Annotated in this window: 12 protein-coding genes; 3 read left to right on the top strand and 9 right to left on the bottom strand. The window is 67.9% G+C overall.

The features are described 5' to 3' along the window. Positions 1–66 precede the first annotated feature (66 nt). Positions 67–579: a DUF3145 domain-containing protein gene (locus tag A5650_RS23685; protein WP_067088084.1), complete on the top strand. Its 513-nt coding sequence runs from the start codon at positions 67–69 to the stop codon at positions 577–579. A gap of 146 nt (positions 580–725) precedes the next feature. On the opposite strand, the gene A5650_RS23680 is transcribed toward A5650_RS23685, so the two are convergent. Then, positions 726–1,652, bottom strand: coding sequence for a diacylglycerol kinase (locus A5650_RS23680; RefSeq protein WP_067297740.1), 927 nt, complete (start codon positions 1,650–1,652; stop codon positions 726–728). Beyond that, positions 1,649–3,229 carry an FAD-binding oxidoreductase gene (locus A5650_RS23675; RefSeq protein WP_197501974.1) on the bottom strand — a complete coding sequence of 527 codons (1,581 nt, stop codon included), beginning with the start codon at positions 3,227–3,229 and terminating at the stop codon, positions 1,649–1,651. Before A5650_RS23675 ends, A5650_RS23680 begins: the two co-directional genes overlap by 4 nt. A gap of 59 nt (positions 3,230–3,288) precedes the next feature. Here A5650_RS23675 and A5650_RS23670 point away from each other — a divergent pair, with 59 nt between their 5' ends. Together A5650_RS23670 and A5650_RS23665 are read left to right on the top strand one after the other, a co-directional pair. After that, positions 3,289–3,867 (top strand): TetR/AcrR family transcriptional regulator, encoded by a 579-nt coding sequence (locus A5650_RS23670; protein ID WP_067297726.1) that lies wholly within the window; start codon positions 3,289–3,291, stop codon positions 3,865–3,867. Continuing rightward, positions 3,864–5,402 carry a glycerol-3-phosphate dehydrogenase/oxidase gene (locus A5650_RS23665; RefSeq protein WP_067297717.1) on the top strand — a complete coding sequence of 513 codons (1,539 nt, stop codon included), beginning with the start codon at positions 3,864–3,866 and terminating at the stop codon, positions 5,400–5,402. The genes A5650_RS23670 and A5650_RS23665 overlap by 4 nt, the downstream gene beginning before the upstream one ends. Positions 5,403–5,439: 37 nt before the next feature. Here the strand turns inward: A5650_RS23665 and A5650_RS23660 are convergent, their stop codons facing one another. The 7 genes from A5650_RS23660 to aceE all read right to left on the bottom strand — a co-directional run bounded on the left by A5650_RS23660 (position 5,440) and on the right by aceE (position 14,999). Then, positions 5,440–6,864 (bottom strand): acyl-CoA carboxylase subunit beta, encoded by a 1,425-nt coding sequence (locus A5650_RS23660; protein WP_067297715.1) that lies wholly within the window; start codon positions 6,862–6,864, stop codon positions 5,440–5,442. A 35-nt stretch (positions 6,865–6,899) separates the two neighbouring features. Beyond that, the gene (kasB, locus tag A5650_RS23655; RefSeq protein ID WP_067297712.1) at positions 6,900–8,162 is read right to left on the bottom strand and encodes a 3-oxoacyl-ACP synthase KasB; all 1,263 of its coding nucleotides are present in this window, start codon (positions 8,160–8,162) and stop codon (positions 6,900–6,902) included. 23 nt (positions 8,163–8,185) lie between these two features. Next, positions 8,186–9,436, bottom strand: coding sequence for a 3-oxoacyl-ACP synthase KasA (kasA, locus tag A5650_RS23650; RefSeq protein WP_067297709.1), 1,251 nt, complete (start codon positions 9,434–9,436; stop codon positions 8,186–8,188). Beyond that, a complete protein-coding gene (gene acpM, locus A5650_RS23645) occupies positions 9,433–9,735 on the bottom strand; it encodes a meromycolate extension acyl carrier protein AcpM (protein ID WP_064420504.1) in 303 nt (100 codons plus the stop codon). Before acpM ends, kasA begins: the two co-directional genes overlap by 4 nt. A gap of 75 nt (positions 9,736–9,810) precedes the next feature. Next, positions 9,811–10,722 carry an ACP S-malonyltransferase gene (locus tag A5650_RS23640; protein ID WP_082950914.1) on the bottom strand — a complete coding sequence of 304 codons (912 nt, stop codon included), beginning with the start codon at positions 10,720–10,722 and terminating at the stop codon, positions 9,811–9,813. A gap of 124 nt (positions 10,723–10,846) precedes the next feature. Next, complete coding sequence (locus tag A5650_RS23635; RefSeq protein WP_067297705.1) at positions 10,847–12,136, bottom strand: PucR family transcriptional regulator; 1,290 nt, start codon at positions 12,134–12,136, stop codon at positions 10,847–10,849. Between the two features lie 73 nt (positions 12,137–12,209). Continuing rightward, the gene (gene aceE, locus A5650_RS23630; protein WP_067297702.1) at positions 12,210–14,999 is read right to left on the bottom strand and encodes a pyruvate dehydrogenase (acetyl-transferring), homodimeric type; all 2,790 of its coding nucleotides are present in this window, start codon (positions 14,997–14,999) and stop codon (positions 12,210–12,212) included. Positions 15,000–15,262: the final 263 nt, after the last annotated feature.

Genomic DNA, 15,262 nt, shown 5'->3' with positions numbered 1-15,262 from the left:
GCGGAAGTTTCGGGTCCAAGAGGCCGCTTGGGGAAGACGTCCCTCGTGGAGCCGAAGGAGTGGCAAATGCGTGCGTCGAACCAGTTCGCCGAAGCGACGACGGGCGTGGTCTACATCCACGCGTCACCCGCTGCGGTGTGCCCGCATGTCGAGTGGGCGTTGTCGTCGACCCTTCAGGCGAGGGCGAACCTGAAGTGGACCCCGCAACCGGCCATGCCCGGACAACTGCGCGCCGTCACCAACTGGGTCGGTCCCGTCGGGACGGGTGCCGCGCTGGCGAGCGCGCTGCGTTCATGGTCGGTGTTGCGGTTCGAGGTCACCGAGGATCCCAGCCCCGGCGTCGACGGTCACCGCTGGTGCCACACGCCTCAGCTCGGTCTGTGGAGCGGTTCGATGAGCGCCAACGGCGATGTGATCGTCGGCGAGATGCGGCTGCGCGCGCTGATGGCGTCCGGTGCCGACACTCTCGCCGCCGAACTGGACTCGGTGCTGGGCACCGCGTGGGACGAGGCGCTGGAGCCGTACCGCGACGGCGGTGCGGGCGCGGAGGTCAGCTGGCTGAGCCGCGGAGTCGGGTAGCCGACGACATCGAGGCGCGGAGTCGGGTAGCCGACGACATCGAGGCGCGGAGTCGGGTAGCCGACGACATCGAGCCGCGGAGTCGGGTAAGTACCCCGCCGAACGTGCGCTCAGATCGAAAAACCGGTGGCTTCTTCGATCTGGTTTCACGTTCGGCGAGGCGCCAATATCTTGAGCGCGCCCGGGACGGCCGACACCTCGACCGGTAGCGGGCACATGTACTCGCCGTCGGCGTAGGCCGAAATCTTGGGCGAAGCCCGGCACTCGACGGTGATGGTCTTCGCGCGGGCGGTGCGGACCTCGTCGAGGTCGACGTGCGTGCCCTTGAACACGGTGGGAAACAACCGGATCAGCCGGGTGCGCGACGCGGAGGCCACCATCGTCACGTCGAGTAGTCCGTCGGTCGGGTCCGCGCCGGGACAGATCCGCATACCACCGCCGTAGCTGCGGGTGTTGCCGAACGCCGCCAGCGTCAGCTCCGTCATCATCTCCTCGCCGTCGAACGAGAGCCGAAACGGCAAGAGCCGCAACTGCGACAGCTCCGCGACCATCGCGAGGTTGTACCGCATGCGGCCGTGCGGCCAGCGCATCCGGTTGGTCCGGTCGGTCACCAGTGAGTCGAAGCCGGCGGCCATCACGGTGCCGAACCACTTCTGCGTGCCGTCGGTGCCGCGGATGTGACCCAGGTCGATGGTCCGGGCGGCCCCCTGAGCCAGTCCGTCGACGACGACGTCGGCTGCAGCCTCGGGATCGCGGGTCGGGATCTTGAACTCACGCGCGTGGTCGTTGCCGGTGCCGGCGGGGACGATGCCCAGCGGTATGTCGGTCTGCGCAAGCACTTGCAGCGCAAGGGAGATGATGCCGTCACCGCCGACGACGACAAGGGCGTCCATTCCGCGTTCGAGCGCACCCTCGACGAGGGTGCGGGCATGTGCCGCATCGGTGCCGGCGATCGCGACGACGTCCACGCCGCGCCGATGGAACTGGGCGACAGCGCGTTCGGCCGCATGGGGTGCGCTGCCGTGTCCCGAGGCGGGGTTGGTCAGCATCGTGATGCGGCCGCCGACCGTCATGGGATCAGCTTGCCGGGGTTGAGGATTCCCGCGGGGTCGAGCGTCTCCTTGACGGCGCGCAGGATCGCGACGCCGAGGTCGCCGATCTCGTCGCGCATCCACGGCCGGTGGTCGGCGCCGACGGCGTGGTGGTGGGTGATGGTGGCGCCGGTGCGGATGATGGCGTCGGACGCCGCGGCTTTCGCCTTGCGCCACTGTTCGATCGGATTGCCCCGTTGCCCGGCCACGACCGTGAAGTACAACGACGCGCCGGTGGGATACACATGCGAAATGTGGCACAGCACCAGCGACGGTGTGCCGGTTTCGGTCAGCGCGTCGGTCAGGGCCTCGGTGACGGCCGCCTTGAGGGCCGGAAGGTTGGACCAGTTCGTGGCCGTCTCCAACGTCTCGCAGAGCGCACCCGCTGAGAGCAGCGAGTCGCGCAGATACGGCGCCCCGAACCGGCCGTGTTCCCACGCGCGTGCGGGTTCCTCGCCGAGCGAGGTGCCGCCCGCGGCTTCCAACACCGCGCGGGTTTCCGAGTGCCGACTGGCGACGTGCGCTTCGGTGCCCTCGAACACCGTGATCGCCAGACACCCGCCGGTGATCTGCTGCTCGCCGATGCTCTCGGTGGTCGCGAGGTTCACCCCGGTCTCGGCCTCGTCGGACAGCCGGATCACCGTCGGTCCGGTGCCGGTCTGCACGACCGCGCGCAATGCGTCGGCACCCGTGGCGAAGTCGGGGAACGACCACGCCTCAGAGCGAGTGGCCGTGGGGACCGGGTGCACACGGACCCGCACGCGGGTGATGACGCCGAGCACACCCTCCGACCCGATCAGCAGCTGCCGCAGATCCGGCCCGGCCGCCGACTCGGGCGCGCGACCGAGGTCCAGCACGCCGACCGGCGTGACCGCCCGCAGGCCGCGCACCATGTCGTTGAACCGGCCGTAGCCCGCGGAGTCCTGGCCCGACGACCGGGTCGCCGCGAAACCGCCGATGGTGGCGAACTGGAAACTCTGCGGAAAGTGGCCGAGCGAGAACCCGCGCTCGCCGAGCAGTCGTTCGGCGTCGGGTCCGGTCAGGCCCGCGCCGAGTTCGGCCTCGCCGGAGACCTCATCGAGAAAGTGCAGTTCATCAAGGCGACGCAGGTCCAGCGAGATCACCGCGCGGAACTCGCCGCGGATCGGGTCCAGTCCGCCGACGACGCTGGTGCCGCCGCCGAACGGAACGACCGCGATGCGGTGCTCGCTACAGAAGCGCAGGAGCGCGCCGATCTCGTCCTCGTCACCGGGCAGGACCACCGCATCGGGTGCATCCTGTTCGCCGGTGTCGCGGCGGCGCAGCAGGTCGAGGGTGGACTTGCCGCCGGCCCGCAGCAGCCGGCCCTGGTCGTCGGCGCGGCAGTGTTCGGGCCCGACGATGGCGGCCAGGGCGTCGCGGTCCTCGTCGGACAGCGCCGACGGACGCAACCGCACCTGCTCGGCCTGGAGCTCATCACCAGCCGACGCCTCGACCCCGAGCGCCTGTTCGAGCAGCGTCCGGATGCCGTCGGACAGCGGTTTCGCCTCGGCCGGATCGCCCCACGCGTTCCACTTCATCGGGGGTAGGAGGGCGGTCTGCCGAGCATCGGGATGCGTCATGCGTTACAGTATTACACATGCCGTCAATCCGTAACTCTGAGTCGTCCGTCGAGGACCGAGTGCTCGAGGCCGCCGCGGCGTGCGTGCTGGCCGTCGGCGTCAAACGGGTGACGCTGACCGAGATTGCGCGGCGGGCCCGGATGAGCCGTCCGACGATCTACCGCCGGTGGTCGGACACCAATGGTGTGCTCGCGGCCCTGATGACGTCTCGTATCGCCGGCGTGCTCGATGCGATCCCGGACGTCGGGGTCGGCCGCGCGGCGTTGGTCCAGCGCGTGGTCGCGGTGGCCGAGCACCTGCGCAACGACGAGGTCGTCATGTCGGTGCTGCACGACGCGCCCGAGTTCGCGATGGTCTACATCGCCGACCGATTGGGCACGAGCCAGATGATTCTGGTCGACGCGCTCGCCCACGCGATCAAATCCGCTCAGGACGACGGCAGCGTGCGGGAGGGCGATCCGCAGCAGATGGGCGCCATGTGCCTGCTCATCACACAGTCGACGATCCAGTCGGCGCAGATGGTCGAGAAATTTCTGGATCGCGACGCGCTCAACGCCGAGTTGGCGCGGGCCTTGAACGGATATTTGGCGCCGTGACCGGCTCGACGGCATTGAACGCAGCGCGCCGCGCCACCGAACTCACCGCGCTGGCCGAGGGCGAGCAGGTCGACGTCATCGTCATCGGCGGGGGCATCACCGGAACCGGTATCGCGCTGGATGCCGCGACCCGCGGGCTGCGCGTCGTGCTCGTCGAGAAGCACGACCTGGCGTTCGGCACCAGCCGGTGGAGTTCGAAGCTGGTGCACGGCGGTTTGCGATATCTGGCCACGGGCAACGTCGGCATCGCTCGGCGTAGCGCTGTCGAACGCGGAATCCTGATGACCCGCAACGCACCTCATCTGGCCAAGGCCATGCCACAGCTGGTCCCGCTGCTCCCGTCGATGAACTCCGCGTCGCGGGCGCTGGTGCGCTTCGGCTTCGCCGCCGGGGACGGGCTGCGCAAGCTGGCGGGCACGCCGGCGTCGGTGCTGCCCCGCTCGCGGCGCATCGATCCACGGCGGGCCATCGAGTTGGCGCCCACCGTGCGGCGCGACGGTCTCGACGGCGCGTTACTGGCCTACGACGGGCAGTTGATCGACGACGCCCGCCTGGTCACCGCGGTGGCGCGGACGGCCGCCCAGTACGGCGCCCGGGTGCTGACGCGGGTGGCGGCGTCCCAGGCCACCGGGACCTCGGTCCGGCTGACCGATCAGCTGACGGGCGAGTCGTTCGATGTCACCGCGCGTGCGGTGATCAATGCCTCCGGAGTGTGGGCGGGGGAGGTGGACCCGTCGATCAAGCTACGGCCCAGCCGCGGAACGCATCTCGTGTTCGACGCAGCGGCGTTCGGCAATCCGGTTGCGGCGCTGACCATTCCGATCCCAGGCGAGATCAACCGGTTCGTGTTCGCGATGCCCGAACAGCTGGGCCGGGTCTACCTCGGCCTGACCGACGAGGACGCGCCCGGCGCGATCCCCGACGTGCCGGAACCCACGGACGACGAGGTCACGTTCCTGCTGGACACGGTGAACACCGCGCTGGACGTCGCGCTGGGCCCATCGGATGTCATCGGCGCCTACGCGGGATTGCGTCCGCTGATCGACACCGGCGCGGGCCGCACGGCCGACGTGTCGCGCGAACACGCGGTTGTCGAATCGCCCTCGGGGGTGATCAGCGTCATCGGCGGCAAGCTGACCGAATACCGTTTCATGGCCGAGGATGTGCTCGACCGTGCGATCGCATTGCGCGGGCTGAGCGCGACCCACTGCCGCACCCGCAACCTGCCGCTGGTGGGTGCGCCATCGAATCCCGTTGCCACGCTGCGGCATCCGACGGAGATGCCCGGTTCGCTGGTGACCCGATTCGGCGCCGAGGCGCCGAACGTGATCGCCGCCGCCGGTTGTGAACGGCCAACCGAACCGGTCGCCGACGGAATCGACGTCATTCGTGCGGAGTTCGAGTACGCAGTCAGCCACGAGGGTGCGTTGACCGTCGACGACATCGTGGACCGTCGCACCCGCATCGGGCTGGTCGAGGCCGACCGCGAGCGGGTGGTGGCCACGGCCGAGGAATTCGCGGTTTCGGTGCGCTAACTATCGCTAAGCGACTGGTAGCGCACCGAAATCACAATTACAGCGGGATGTTCTTGTGCCGGCCGCGGCGCGCAGGTGCCTCCGCCAGCGCCTGGGTCAGCTTGCTGCGGGTGTGCGCGGGGTCGATCTTCTCGTCGACGACACCGATCTCGATCGCGGAATCGACTCCGCCCGCGATCTTCTCGTGCTCGATGGCGAGCTCCTCGTGCAGCGCCTCGCGCTCGGCGAGGTCCTCGACGGCGGCCAGCTTCTTCTTGTGCAGGATGCCGACCGCGGCCTTGGCGCCCATGACGGCCACCTCGGCGTCCGGCCACGCGTAGACCTTCGTCGCGCCCAGCGAGCGGGAGTTCATCGCGATGTACGCGCCGCCGTAGATCTTGCGGGTCACCAGCGTGACGCGAGGAACCGAGCACTCACCGAACGCGTGCAGCAGCTTGGCCCCGCGGCGCACGACGCCGCCCCACTCCTGGTCCACGCCGGGCAGGTAGCCGGGCACGTCGACGACGTTGATGATCGGAATGCCGAACGCGTCGCACAGGCGCACGAAGCGCGCTGCCTTCTCGGCGCTTTCGGAGTTCAGGCAGCCGCCGAGGCGCAGCGGGTTGTTCGCGATCACGCCGACCGAGCGGCCCGACAGCCGGCCCAGGCCGATGACGATCGACGGCGCCCACTTGGCCTGGAACTCCTCGAACGGCACACCTTCGTCCAGCAAGGCCTCGACCAGCGGGTGCACGTCGTAGGCACGCCGCGCCGACTGCGGAAGCAGCGCGTGCAAGTCGGTGTCGCCAGCCTCGGCCTTGGCCCGGTCGAAATGACCCTGCTGGCAGAACAATCCGACCAGCCGACGGCCGCGCTCGTAGGCGTCGAGCTCGTCGTCGGCGACGATGTGGCAGACTCCGGACTTCTTGTGGTGGGTGTCGGGGCCGCCGAGCGACGCCATGTCGACGTCCTCGCCGGTGACGCTGCGCACTACGTCGGGCCCGGTCACGAAGACCCGGCTCTCGGGCGCCATCACGATCACGTCGGTGAGGGCAGGCCCATAGGCCGCACCGCCGGCGGCGAAGCCGACGACCACCGAGATCTGGGGAACGTAGCCCGACGCGCGGATCATCGCCTCGAAGACCAGGCCGACCGCGTGCAGCGCCTTGACGCCCTCGGCGAGCCGGGCGCCACCCGAGTGCCAGATGCCCACGATCGGGCTCTGCTCCTCGATGGCCTGGTCGTATGCGTTGACGATATGGGCACACCCCTCGACGCCCATGGCACCACCCATGACAGTGCCGTCGGTGCAGAACGCGATGGTGCGCACTCCGTTTACGGTTCCGGCGGCGGCGAGGACGCCCGAACGGTCACGCTCGTGCAGCAACTCGACACTGCCGTCGTCGAAGAACGTGCTCAGACGCAGCAGCGGGTCTCGAGGGTCGAGCGATTCACCGACTGTCTCGGGCGCCATGGTCGTCATTGAATACCTCCTGTAGCGCTGGATTCCGGGAAGTGTCAGTACTTCCCGAAAGCGAGCGCAACGTTGTGCCCACCGAATCCGAACGAATTGTTGATCGCGTACTGGTAGTTGCCCGACCGCGGTTCGCCCGCGACGACGTCCAGATCGATCTCCGGATCGAGGTTGCGCAGGTTCAGCGTCGGCGGAATGATGCCCTCGCGCAACGCCATAACGGTCAGGATGGACTCCACGGCACCGACCGCGCCGACCGAGTGGCCGAGCGCCGCCTTCGGTGCGTAGACCGCCGGCTTGTGGCCGCCCATCGCATTGTTGATCGCCTTACCCTCGGCCACGTCGCCCACGCTGGTGCCGGTGGCGTGCGCATTGACGTGGTCGATGTCTGTGGGCTGCAGCCCGGCGAGCTGGATCGCACGCGTCATCGCGTGACCGGCCTGCTCGCCGTTCGGATCCGGCGCCACGATGTGGTAGCCGTCCGAGGTGATGCTGGCCCCCATGATCCGAGCCAGGATGTTGGCGCCGCGGGCCTTGGCGTGCTCTTCGGTCTCGATGACCATCAGCGCACCGCCCTCGCCGAACACGAACCCGTTGCGGTCCTTGTCGAACGGCCGGCATGCGCCGGCCGGGTCATCGTTGGTGGTGGACAACACGATTCGCATCTGAGCGAACCCGGCGATCGGGACCGCCTCGATCTTGGTCTCGACCCCACCGCAGATCGCGACGTCGGCCTCGCCGAGCACGATGTTGCGCCAGGCGTGCGCGATGCCCTCCGAACCCGATGCGCAGGCCGACACCGGGGTGACCACCCCGGCGCGGGCCTGACGTTCCAGCCCCACCGCGGCGGCGGCGGCATTGGGCATGTACATCTGAACGGCAAGCGGCGAAACCGCTTTCAGGCCCTTGGAGCGCATGTTGTCGTAGCTGAACACCAGCTCCTCGGTGGAGCCCATGCCGGTGCCGATCGACACCATCAGCCGCTTGGGATCCACCTCGGGGGTGCCGGCGTTCTCCCAGACCCGCCGGCCCAGCACGGTCGACATCTTCTGCAGATACGACAGCCGACGCAGTTCCACCCGCGTCAACTCGTGGTCGAAATCCTCGAGGAGATGACCGCCGATGCGAACCGGCAGGTCATACTCCTCGACGAACGGATCCTCGAGCTTGCGGATGCCGCTCTGGCCGTCCAACAGCTTCTTGAAGGTGTCGTCCGCGCTGGTGGCCAGGGCGGTCGTCATGGCGATGCCCGTGACGACGACGTTGGGGAAACCGGCCCCCGTGGAAAGTGCGGCTGACCCTGCCATTACTGCTGAGGAGTTCCTTCCGCTCAGTAACGCCCGAAGGCCAGGGCGACATTGTGTCCGCCGAAGCCGAACGAGTTGTTGATGGCGTACTGGTAGTCGCCGTAACGCGGCTCGCCTGCAACAACATCGAGATCGATCTCAGGATCGGGCGTCTCGTAGTTCAGTGTCGGCGGGATGACGCCGTCGCGCAGTGAGAGCACGGTCAGGACCGACTCCAGCGCACCGACCGCTCCGATGGAGTGGCCGAGCGCCGACTTCGGCGCGTAGACCGCAGCGTGCTCGACCCCGGCCGACCGGATGGCGTTGGCCTCGGCGACGTCACCGATCGACGTGGCCGTGGCGTGGGCGTTGACGTGCTGAATGTCCTTGGGCTCGAGGCCCGCGGTCTCCATGGCACGCTTCATCGCCTGGCCGGCCCGAAGACCGTCGGACGCGGGAGCAACCATGTGGAAGGCGTCGGACGTGATGCCCGCTCCCATCAGCCGGGCCAACGGCTTGGCGCCGCGGGCCTTGGCATGCTCCTCGGTCTCGATGATCATGAGCGCGCCGGCCTCGCCGAAGACGAAACCGTCACGGTTCTTGTCGAACGGCCGCGAGGCGCCCTCGGGATCCTCGTTCTTGGTCGACATCGCGCGCATCATCGAGAACGCCGCGATCGGCAGCGCTTCGATTCCGCCCTCGACGCCACCGACGACCGCGATGTCGGCGTCACCCATGACAATCTGGCGCCAGCCGTGGGCGATGGCCTCCGAACCCGACGAACACGCCGAGACCGGGGTGATGACCCCGGCCCTGGCGCCCAGCTGCAGACCGATCACCGCGGCCGCACCGTTCGGCATGATCATCTGCACGGCGAGCGGCGACACCTTGCGGGGGCCGCCCTCGTTCATCGCGTCGTAGGTCTCGACGATCTTCTCGCCGCCACCCAGACCGGTGCCGACGACCACGGCGAAGCGATCCGGATCGACCTCGGGCGTGCCCGCGGTCTCCCAGAGCTGGCCACTGAGGTACTTGGCCATGCGCTGGACATATGACATCCGTCGCATGTCCAGTCGCGTCATGTGGTCATCGATCGCGTCGACGAGGTGACCACCGATGCGGACCGGAAGGTCCCACTTGGTGACGAACTCATCCTCGAGGACGCGGATGCCGCTTTCGCCGGCCAGCAGGCCCTTCCACGTGCTCTCGATGTCCGCCGCGACCGACGTGGTCGCCGTGACGGCGGTCACGACGACGTTCGGGAAACCGCCGTTAGCAGTGGAAGGTCTTCTCATGCCCGATCGGCTTCGATCTGCGCGCGGATGGCCGCGGCCGCTTCGGGGTTCTCTTCCTCGAGCTTCTGGATGTAGGTGACGACGTCACCGACGGTGCGCAGACCGGCGAGGTCCTCGTCGGGGATCTTCACGCCGTACTTGTCCTCGGTCTGAACGGCGATCTCGACCATCGACAGCGAGTCGATGTCCAGGTCGTCGACGAAGCTCTTCTCCGGGGTGACCTCGGACGGCTCGATACCGGTGACCTCTTCGATGATCTCGGCGAGACCGGCGATGATTTCATCCTGACTGGCGGGCACGGTGGCTCCTTCTATTAGGGGTGTTACTTGATGGGAAATGACGATCTTTATGTGGTTGTGTCTGGTTCAGGTCCGCTATGAGAGCTCGGCGAGCCTGTCCAGGTCAGCGGGGGACTTGACGGCATGCGTCGGTACCCCCCGAAGTTCTCTTTTCGCGATCCCGGCGAGCGCCCCGGCGGGCGGGAACTCGACGATCGCGGTCACATTGAGCTTGCGCATGGTCTCGGTGCACAAATCCCAGCGCACCGGGCGCGTCATCTGCGCCACCAACTTGCTCATGGCGCCGGAGGCCGAATCCACCTGCTGGCCGTCCGCGTTCGACAGTAGCGTCGTGTTCGGGTCGGCGCTCGTTACACCGTCGGCCGCGGCGGCGTAACCGTCGAGGGCCGAGGCCATGTAGTGCGTGTGGAAGGCGCCCGCGGTGGCGAGCTTGCGCACCCGCGCCTTCTCCGGCGGATCCTCGACCAGCTTGTCCAGGGCCGCGACCGCGCCGGCGGCGACGATCTGGCCTGCCGCGTTGCGGTTGGCCGGGATTAGGTCGAGCGCCTCGAGGCGGGCCAGCACGTCGGCTTCCTCCCCGCCGAGCACGGCGGCCATACCGGTCGGCTCGACCGCGCAGGCCTTGGCCATCTCGGCGCCGCGGGTGGCGGCCAGCTTGACCGCATCATCGGCGGAGATCACGCCGGCGATCGCGTAGGCCGCGATCTCACCGACGGAATGGCCGGCGACCACGGTCTGCTTGTCGGCGATCAGCCCGCGCCGGGTCAGTTCCTCATGAGCGAGCAGCGTGGCCGCGACGACCAGCGGCTGGGTCACCGCGGTGTCGGTGATCTCCTCGGCCGAGGCGGTGGTGCCCAGCTGCGCCAGGTCCAGCCCGCTGATCTCGGACCAACCGGCGAGGCGCTCGTCGGCGCCGGGCAGCTCCAGCCATGCGGCGAGCATGCCAGGTGTCTGAGAACCCTGTCCGGGCGCGAGAAGTGCAAGCACTCTTTAAGAGAACACTGTGAAGACGGTTTTGCGCCGTGTAAGAGATTATGAACCTCGTCTTATGTTTTTGTGGAGACTCCACAAAATCACCTGTGATGCGACTTTACCGAAATCTGCCCGCGATCTAAGCCCCTTCGGGTGTGGGCGCGAGCTGTGCTGGTCGCAGCCCCGGACGGGCCGTATTGATCATGTTCGCTGTGTTCGTCTGGTATGGCTGGCGCCCCAGGCGCCCGACTGTGACGGCCACCCGCAGCACGTAGGCATCGCGCGGAAGTGTCGGATCGCGCCCGGTGAAGTCTGCGATTCGCCGCAGGCGATACCGAACGGTATTTGGATGAACGAACAATTTGCGTGCGCAGGCCTCGATCGCGCCGCCGGAGTCGAGATAGGCGTCGAGCGTCTCCGTCAGCGCCGGGCCCGCGTCGGCCAGCGGCCGCATCACCTCGGTCTCCAGCGCCGCGATCGCAGACACATCGCCCAGCAGTGCGCGTTCGGGGAGCAACTCGCGCGCCGACACCGGCCGCGGCGCGTTCGACCACCCCGCGACGGCGTTCATGCCCGCAATGGCCTCGGTCGCGCTGCGGTGGGCGCTCGCCAGCGTGGTGGCGGTCGGGCCGATCACGACGGGTCCGTCGGCGAACACCGTCATCATGTCGGTCAGAAACCGGTCGGTTGGGGAGAGCGCACCGGAGACAATCGCGACCAGCCAGGTGCCGTGCACGTCCGACAGCGCGGCACGGCCGTTGCGCCGGACGACGTCGTGGACGTCGTCGGCGGCGAGGTCGATCCGGTCGGGCTGGGGGAGCCCGACGATGACGGTCGCAGGTGCGGTCGCGTCCCAGTTCAGCGCGGCCGCCTGCGACTGCAGCTCCGGTCCTATGTCGCCGCGCACCACGGCGTCGACGACGTTGGCCTCCATTCGGGTGTCCCACGCGCCGCGCGCCTCGGCCTGGTCGGCGTAGGCGCTCGCGGCGGCGAACGCGAGGTCGCGGCTGTAGCGCAGGATGCCGGCGGTCAGCGCGGTCAGTTGCTCCTCGGAGCGGGCCAGCAGCGGCACCACCTCTTCGAAGAACTCCATGGTGACGCGCACCATCTCCACCGACTGCCGCAGCGCGATCCGGCGGCGCAGGTCTTGCGGCACCACCTCGAATGCCTGCGCGGTGTAGCTGACGTTGCTCTGCGGATCGCGCATCCACTCGACGAAGTTGACCACCGCGGTCTGCACGACCAGCTGGACGCTGGACCTCTGAGACGCCTCGAGTTCGGCGAAGAACGGCAGCCGTTCCTCCATTGCGCGCACCGCTTCGGTGGCCAGCCGGCCCGAATATTGCTGCAACCGGCGCAGCACCGAGTCGGGCACGGTCTCGAGGACCTCGACCGTCGACTTCGGCGGCACGAACCGGTTGTCAGGCATCTATAAAGGCTACGTCATCGCTATGGAGGAAACCTCCAAGACGCGTGCTCGCGGGATAAAGGCAACCCGAAAATCAGGCCACGCCGGGGTCCGAGGTCTGCTCCGGCGCCGCCAGCACGTCGTCGATCTCGTACTTTGCCGCGGCCTGCACCGCGACGGACTGATCGATGTTGCCGTCGCGCGCCAGCCCCTCGAGCACCGCCACCGCGATCGACTCGCCGTCGGTGTTGTAGTACCGGCGCGCGGCGGGACGGGTGTCGGAGAAGCCGAACCCGTCGGTGCCCAGCGTGACGTAGGTGCCGGGTACCCACGCGCGGATCTGCTCGGGGACCGCGCGCATCCAGTCCGACACCGCGATGACCGGGCCTTCGGCGTCCGCGAGCGCCTTGGTGATGTACGGCGTACCCGCAGGCTGATCCGGATGGCGCAGCCGCTGCTTCTCGATCTCGACGCCGTCGCGGTTGAGTTCGCCCCAACTCGTCACCGACCACACGTCCGCGGCGACATCCCAGTCCTCGGCCAGCAGCTCGGCGGCTTTGAGGGCCGACGGCATCGCCACCCCCGACACCAGGATTTGCGCGGCGTTGGACCGCTTCTCGGGTGCGGGGCGGTAGCGGTAGATCCCGCGCAGCAAGCCCTCCACGTCGAGGCCCTCGGGCTCGGGCGGCTGAACGTACGGCTCGTTGTAGATCGTCATATAGAAGTAGACGTTCTCGGGGTTCTCGCCGTACATGCGGCTCAGGCCGCTCTCGATGATGTAGGCGATCTCATAGGCGAACGCCGGGTCGTACGCGACGACGGCGGGGTTGCTCGCCGCGAGCAGCAGCGAGTGCCCGTCGGCGTGCTGTAGGCCCTCACCCACCAGCGTGGTGCGCCCCGCCGTGGCGCCGAGCAGGAAGCCGCGTGCCATCTGGTCGGCGGCCGCCCACAGGTTGTCGCCGGTGCGCTGGAACCCGAACATCGAATAGAAGATGTAGACGGGGATCATCGGCTCGTTGTGGGTCGAGTAGGACGTGCCCGCCGCGATGAAGCTGCCCGACGAGCCGGCCTCGTTGATCCCCTCGTGCAGGATCTGGCCGACCTCGGATTCCTTGTAGGCCAACATCAATTCGGCGTCGACCGATGTGTAGAGCTGACCGTTGCGGTTGTAGATCTTGAGGTTCGGGAACCACGAGTCCATGCCGAACGTGCGCGCCTCGTCGGGAATGATCGGCACGATGCGCCAGCCGACCTCCTTGTCGCGCAACAGTTCTTTGAACGTCCGGACGGTGGCCATCGTGGTGGCCACCTCCTGCTTGCCCGAACCCTTCTTCAACGCCTTGTAGGTGTCGCGGCCCGGCAGCGTGAGTGCCTTGGTCTTGGTGCGACGCTCGGGCAGGAACCCGCCCAGCGCGCGCCTGCGGTCGAGCATGTAGCGGATCTCGGGCGCCTCCGGGCCGGGGTGGTAGTACGGCGGGAGGTAGGGGTTCTCTTCGAGTTGCGCGTCGCTGATCGGGATGCGCTGCGCGTCGCGGAAGTACTTGAGGTCTTCCAGCGCAAGCTTTTTCATCTGGTGGGTCGCGTTGCGACCTTGGAAGTGGGCGCCCAGCGAGTACCCCTTGATGGTCTTGGCGAGGATGACCGTCGGCTGACCCTTGTGCTCGATGGCGGCACGATAGGCGGCGTAGACCTTGCGGTAGTCGTGGCCGCCGCGCTTGAGGTTCCAGATCTCGGAGTCAGACATCTTCTCGACCAGCGCCTTGGTGCGTGGATCGCGGCCGAAGAAGTGGTCGCGTACGTAGGCGCCGTCGTTGGCCTTGTACGTCTGGTAGTCACCGTCGGGGGTGCTGTTCATCAGGTTGACGAGCGCGCCGTCGCGGTCGGCGTGCAACAGCGCGTCCCACTCGCGGCCCCACACCACCTTGATGACGTTCCAGCCCGCACCGCGGAAGAACGATTCGAGTTCCTGGATGATCTTGCCGTTGCCGCGCACCGGACCGTCGAGGCGCTGCAGGTTGCAGTTGACCACGAAGGTGAGGTTGTCCAGCCCTTCCAGCGCGGCGACGTGGGCCAGGCCGCGGCTTTCGGGCTCGTCCATCTCCCCGTCGCCGAGGAACGCCCATACATGTTGATCGGAGGTGTCCTTGATGCCCCGGTCGTGTAGGTAGTGGTTGAACCTGGCCTGGTAGATGGCGTTCATCGGGCCCAACCCCATGGAGACCGTGGGGAACTCCCAGAAGTCGGGCATCAGCCGCGGGTGTGGGTACGACGGCAGACCGCCGCCGGGATGGCTGTGCTCCTGGCGGAAACCGTCGAGCTGGTCGGCGCTCAGGCGTCCTTCCAGGTACGCGCGGGCGTAGATGCCCGGCGACGCGTGCCCCTGGATGAAGACCTGGTCGCCACCGCCGGGGTGCGACTTGCCCCGGAAGAAGTGGTTGAAGCCGACCTCGTACAGGGCCGCCGACGACGCGTACGTCGAAATATGGCCGCCCACACCGACTCCCGGCCGTTGCGCGCGATGCACCATGATCGCGGCGTTCCATCGGATCCACGTGCGGTAGCGGCGTTCGACGTCTTCGTCGCCGGGGAACCAGGGCTCCAACTCGGTGGGGATGGTGTTCACGTAGTCCGTCGACGTCAGCGACGGGATGGCCACGCGCTGTTCGCCTGCGCGCTCGAGCATGCGCAACAGCAGGTAGCGTGCCCGCGCGGGGCCGGCTTGTTCGAGCAGCTGGTCGAACGACTCCAGCCATTCGCCGGTCTCTTCGGGGTCTATGTCGGGCAGGTACGACGCGACGCCCTCGCGGATCACCCTTACCCGGTCGTGTTCAGCTGCGGTGGTGGAGTTTTGGGCCAGGTCCTGGCGCGCGAACTCGGTGGTCAACTTCCGCTCCTTGGTAGGCGGTTTGAGGTGCTCACGCTCCTCGCGCAGATGTTTTCTGCCCTTGAACCGTGAGCGACGGATCCCATCCTTCTCCCATCCTGCCCCACACGCACCAGCGGGGCTGCCGACTGGAATGAACCGGCGATCGCCGGACCGAACCGGTAACGTCTGCAGCCGTGATCGGTGCGCTGGTGCAGAAACCGCTGCGGATCGGCGCACTCGTGGTCGGCCTGTCGGCCGCCGCAGCCATGGTCGTCGTCGGC

The sequence above is a fragment of the Mycobacterium sp. 1164985.4 genome, assembly GCF_001668575.1.
In the GTDB taxonomy this organism is placed as follows: Bacteria; Actinomycetota; Actinomycetes; order Mycobacteriales; family Mycobacteriaceae; genus Mycobacterium.
The sequence above is the reverse complement of the archived record's forward strand: the minus strand, read 5'-3'. Positions and strand labels throughout refer to the sequence as shown.

Excerpts from the sequence above, each read along its gene's own strand:
- A5650_RS23685 (WP_067088084.1), top strand. The coding sequence starts at position 67 with ATGCGTGCGTCGAACCAGTTCGCCGAAGCGACGACGGGCGTGGTCTAC.
- A5650_RS23680 (WP_067297740.1), bottom strand. The coding sequence starts at position 1,652 with ATGACGGTCGGCGGCCGCATCACGATGCTGACCAACCCCGCCTCGGGA.
- A5650_RS23675 (WP_197501974.1), bottom strand. The coding sequence starts at position 3,229 with ATGAAGTGGAACGCGTGGGGCGATCCGGCCGAGGCGAAACCGCTGTCC.
- A5650_RS23670 (WP_067297726.1), top strand. The coding sequence starts at position 3,289 with ATGCCGTCAATCCGTAACTCTGAGTCGTCCGTCGAGGACCGAGTGCTC.
- A5650_RS23660 (WP_067297715.1), bottom strand. The coding sequence starts at position 6,864 with ATGACGACCATGGCGCCCGAGACAGTCGGTGAATCGCTCGACCCTCGA.
- kasB (WP_067297712.1), bottom strand. The coding sequence starts at position 8,162 with ATGGCAGGGTCAGCCGCACTTTCCACGGGGGCCGGTTTCCCCAACGTC.
- kasA (WP_067297709.1), bottom strand. The coding sequence starts at position 9,436 with ATGAGAAGACCTTCCACTGCTAACGGCGGTTTCCCGAACGTCGTCGTG.
- A5650_RS23635 (WP_067297705.1), bottom strand. The coding sequence starts at position 12,136 with ATGCCTGACAACCGGTTCGTGCCGCCGAAGTCGACGGTCGAGGTCCTC.